Below are 4,430 nucleotides of genomic sequence, written 5' to 3' on the forward strand. Positions count from 1 at the left end.
CGCCGAGTGGATGGTCTCTGGTATAAAGGAGCTGGGGGAGGCGGCGGGGCTGGCAGGGGCCGGACATCGGCCACCGCCCGCAGGAAGCAATCTGCTTCCGCTGCATCGGTCACTGGTTCTTGCTTCTCCGGCTGATTTGGCCGCCGCCGCCCCATGTTTCAGTCCTCTTGCTGCTCCAGCCAACGCTCCGCATCCAGCGCCGCCATGCAACCGCTGCCCGCGCTGGTCACTGCCTGGCGATAGACATAGTCCTGTACATCGCCCGCCGCAAACACACCCTCAATACTGGTGGCTGTTGCCATGCCGTCGCGCCCGCCGCGGGTAATCAGGTAACCCCCTTCGTCCGTCTTCAATTGTCCCTTGAAGATGCCGGTATTGGGCTGATGGCCAATGGCAATGAACACCCCCATCAGCGTCAGGTCCTGGGTGCTGCCGTTTTCTACATGCTTAATCCGCAAGCCGGTGACCCCGGAGTCGTCACCCAGTATTTCGTCCACAGAGTGGTCCCAGATAATGGTGACGTTCTCCTTGGCCATCAGCTTGTCCTGCAGAATTTTTTCGGCGCGGAACCGGTTACGCCGGTGGATGACCGTTACATGTCTGGCGATATTGCTGAGATAGAGCGCTTCTTCCACTGCAGTATTGCCGCCACCGAACACGGCGACCGCCTGCCCGCGATAGAAAAATCCGTCGCAGGTTGCACAGGCGGAAACGCCTTTGCCGCGAAACTTATCTTCGCTGGGCAAACCCAGGTACTTGGCAGATGCCCCGGTAGCGAGAATCAGCGCATCGCAGGTATAACAATGCTGGTCCCCGCTGAGGCGAAAGGGTCGTTGGCTCAGGTCTGCGGTATGAATGTGGTCGAACAAAACCTCGGTATCAAAGCGCCGCGCCTGTTTTTCCAGTTCCTGCATGAGTTCCGGACCCATGATGCCGTTTGCAGCACCAGGCCAGTTATCCACGTCCGTGGTTGTCATCAGTTGGCCGCCGGGCTCCATGCCTTGTACCAATATCGGGCTCAGATTGGCGCGTGCCGCATAAATAGCCGCCGTATAACCACCGGGGCCGGAGCCCAGGATGAGTAAGCGGCAATGTTTTTCATCGATGACACTTTTCGGATCGCTCATGGGTACCTCGCTGCCAGAATGGAACGGTATCGGACGAGCTGCGCACACGGCGGAACCCGTCCAGACTTATGCGAATTAATGACGGAAAGTGTAACACCATTCCCGCGCTGTTGTCCCCGCCTCCCGCAGGGAGGTGATATCGGGTACTGCGAAATAAACGCCTGCATCTGATCCATTAGAAGCTGCTAACAACAGCATTTCTTTGTCTTTCTTTCCCGGCATCTCCTTGACACCCGTGCAGGGGTCGTTTAGCGTGCCGAGATGAGTTCTGCTGCCCGTAATGCGTCCCGAGGCTCCCGGCCTGCCCCTGCAAAGCCGGTTCAACTACCGCGCGCCAAACCATGGCGCCGCGAGGCGCTGCTGCTGATGCTGATCGCGGTGGCGGCCTTTATGGCGATGTCCCTGCTCAGTTTTCATCCCGCCGATCCCAGTTGGTTTAATAGTGGTAAGGGTGGCCCGGTGCATAATTGGGGCGGCGAAACTGGTGCCTATCTCGCCGATTTTCTGGTGCAGATTTTTGGCATGATCGCCTGGCTCCTCCCTGTGGAGCTGGGCGCGTGGGCCTGGCAGATGTGGCGGCGCTGGTTTCGTCAGCATCCGGGACGCTGGGCGGCGCCTCTGGGGGCTGTCGCCATCGCGCTGGGTCTGAGCAGCTTCCTCGCGCTGACTTGGCCAGCGGGCTGGTGGCCCGTTGCCGGGGCCGGCGCGGGCGGTATTCTCGGTCAGGAAATCGGTGTCCTTACGCAACCTTTCATTGGTGTGGGTGGTAGTGCGTTGCTATTTCTGGCGCTGTTTATTCTCGGTGTGTTTCTGCTCACCGGCCTGGGACCGCGCGCCATGGCAGCACATATCAGCGCCCTGCATTTCTCCTTGCCGCGACCACACTGGCGCCTGCGCTGGCCTTTGCGACGGCGTGTACCAGCCCAAGCAGTGTCGGTTACGGCGCTTGGGCCCGCAGTGCAAAAGCCATCCCTGGCAGCAGCACCGAGCTTCTTCTCCACCAAAAAGCGCGGAGCAGTATCGGCTCGCGCTGCCGTTAAAAGTAGTCGACAGTTACCATTACCCGCACCCGTAGGGCCGCCGCGCGCTGATGGTCTTCCCGATCTTGCCTTGCTCGATCCGGCAGATGCGGAAGACCCCAGTTCCCAGTTGCAGCCCGAAGTGCTGGCGCAGCAGTCGCGCATGCTGGAAGAAAAGCTGGCCGACTTCGGGGTGCAGGCAACAGTGGTGGCGGCCCATCCCGGACCAGTGATTACCCGTTTTGAAATAGAGCCGGCACCGGGGGTCAAAGTCAGCCAGATCGCCGGTCTCAGTAAAGACCTTTCGCGCGTGCTGGCGGCGCGGGTGCGTGTGGTAGAAGCCATTCCCGGTAAGGCCACCATGGGCATCGAGGTGCCGAACCTCAAGCGGCGCACGGTGCGTCTCTCCGAGGTGCTTTCCAGTCATAGTTTTACCCAGAGCAAAAGCCATCTAACGCTGGCACTGGGTCAGGATATCGGCGGTCAGCCGGTGTCCGCCGATCTGGCGAAGATGCCCCATCTGCTGGTGGCCGGAACCACCGGCGCCGGCAAGTCTGTGGGCGTCAATGCCATGATTCTCAGCATTCTCTTTAAGGCGACTGCTGACGACGTCCGCCTGATTATGGTGGACCCCAAGATGTTGGAGTTGTCCATCTATGAGGGCATCCCCCATCTGCTGGCGCCGGTGGTAACGGATATGAAGGAGGCCGCGAACGCCTTGCGCTGGTGCGTGGCGGAGATGGAACGGCGCTATAAGCTCATGGCCTTTGCCGGAGTGCGCAATCTAGCCGGATATAATCAGAAAGTGCGGGAAGCGGTGGCTTCGGGACATCCCCTGCCTGGTCCGGATAAAGATATGGATGGCGAGCCCGTCGCGCTGAGTGTGCTGCCTGCTATCGTGGTGATCATTGATGAGTTCGCGGACCTGATGATGGTGGTCGGTAAACAGGTGGAAACCTTGATTACCCGCCTGGCCCAGAAAGCGCGCGCTGCCGGTCTGCACCTCATTATGGCGACACAGCGTCCTTCAGTGGATGTCATCACCGGCCTGATCAAGGCCAACGTTCCCACCCGCATTGCCTTTCAGGTTTCGTCGCGTATCGACTCGCGTACCATTCTCGATCAGATGGGGGCGGAGACCTTGCTGGGCCAGGGTGACATGCTTTATCTGCCGCCCGGCTCCGGTTATCCGTTGCGGGTGCATGGGGCCTTTGTCAGCGATGAGGAAGTTCATCGTGTAGTAGAGTCCCTGCGTCAGTTAGGCGCGCCACAGTACGACGAGCGTATTTTGCAGGGCAACGACAGTGGCGATGGTGAGGGCATGGACGGTGAAGGCGGGGAAGATGCTGATCCCCTCTATGATCAGGCGGTAGCCATCGTTACCAGCAGTCGCAAAGCGAGCATCTCTTACGTGCAGCGGCAGCTCAAGGTGGGCTATAATCGGGCCGCCCGCATGATCGAAGAGATGGAGCGGGTTGGTGTGGTCGGTCCCTTGCAAAGTAACGGGAGCAGAGAAATCTATGCAGCAGCACCGCCCGGTCGGGACTGACTATTTGCACTTTATGCGCGACCCATTACCGGCCTTACGTTTGGCTCGCTGGTTTTTGGTGCCGCTGCTGATTTTGGGCGGTATCCAGTATGCGGCCGCTGCCACGGGCCTGGCGATGTTGCAGGATTTTTTCCAGAAAACCCACACCATCACGGCCCAGTTCAGTCAGGAAGTAGCCAACCATGACGGCCAGATCGTCAAGCGTACCAGTGGCAAGCTGTGGATTTCCCGCCCCGGCAAATTCCGCTGGGACTATAGCGGCAACAACGGGCAAACCATTGTATCCAACGGTGAGAAGGTCTGGCTCTACGAACCCGCTCTGGAACAGGCCACGGTACAGCCTCTCGGCAAAGCCCTCGGATCGACCCCTGCGGCGCTGATCGCTGGCAACGATGACCTCAGCCAGCGCTTCAAGATCACTGACCTGGGTCAAAAAGACGGTCTCCACTGGCTCCTGCTCCAACCCAAAACGGGTCAGGATCAAGGCTTCACGGCTCTGCGCATGGGTTTTGATGCGCAGGGCGCACTGCGCCAGATGCGCATGGAAGATGCGTTTCAGCAACAGACTGTCCTTCGCTTTGAGCATATTAAAATCAATCACCCCATTTCGGCGCAGGAGTTTCAGTTCACTCCGCCAGCCGGTGTGGATGTTCTCTCGCAATAATTTTTTCTGGAGTACTGCATGTCGGCTTTGAAGACCCGCCTCGCCCTCGTTACCCTCGGCCTGTTAGTGGC

General features: G+C 59.3%; 3 protein-coding genes. 2 read left to right on the forward strand and 1 reads right to left on the reverse strand.

The window, feature by feature from the left end:
• Nucleotides 1–158: 158 nt before the first annotated feature.
• Complete coding sequence (trxB, locus tag Q0C48_RS13300; protein ID WP_291525133.1) at nucleotides 159–1,127, reverse strand: thioredoxin-disulfide reductase; 969 nt, start codon at nucleotides 1,125–1,127, stop codon at nucleotides 159–161.
• Nucleotides 1,128–1,388: 261 nt separating this feature from the next.
• Between trxB and Q0C48_RS13305 the strand changes: the two genes are divergently transcribed.
• Both Q0C48_RS13305 and lolA read left to right on the forward strand, forming a co-directional pair.
• Nucleotides 1,389–3,695 carry a DNA translocase FtsK gene (locus Q0C48_RS13305; RefSeq protein WP_291525135.1) on the forward strand — a complete coding sequence of 769 codons (2,307 nt, stop codon included), beginning with the start codon at nucleotides 1,389–1,391 and terminating at the stop codon, nucleotides 3,693–3,695.
• Nucleotides 3,667–4,359 (forward strand): outer membrane lipoprotein chaperone LolA, encoded by a 693-nt coding sequence (gene lolA / locus Q0C48_RS13310; RefSeq protein ID WP_291525137.1) that lies wholly within the window; start codon nucleotides 3,667–3,669, stop codon nucleotides 4,357–4,359. The genes Q0C48_RS13305 and lolA overlap by 29 nt, the downstream gene beginning before the upstream one ends.
• Nucleotides 4,360–4,430: the final 71 nt, after the last annotated feature.

The sequence above is a fragment of the Acidithiobacillus sp. genome, from assembly GCF_023255755.1.
Lineage (GTDB): Bacteria > Pseudomonadota > Gammaproteobacteria > Acidithiobacillales > Acidithiobacillaceae > Acidithiobacillus.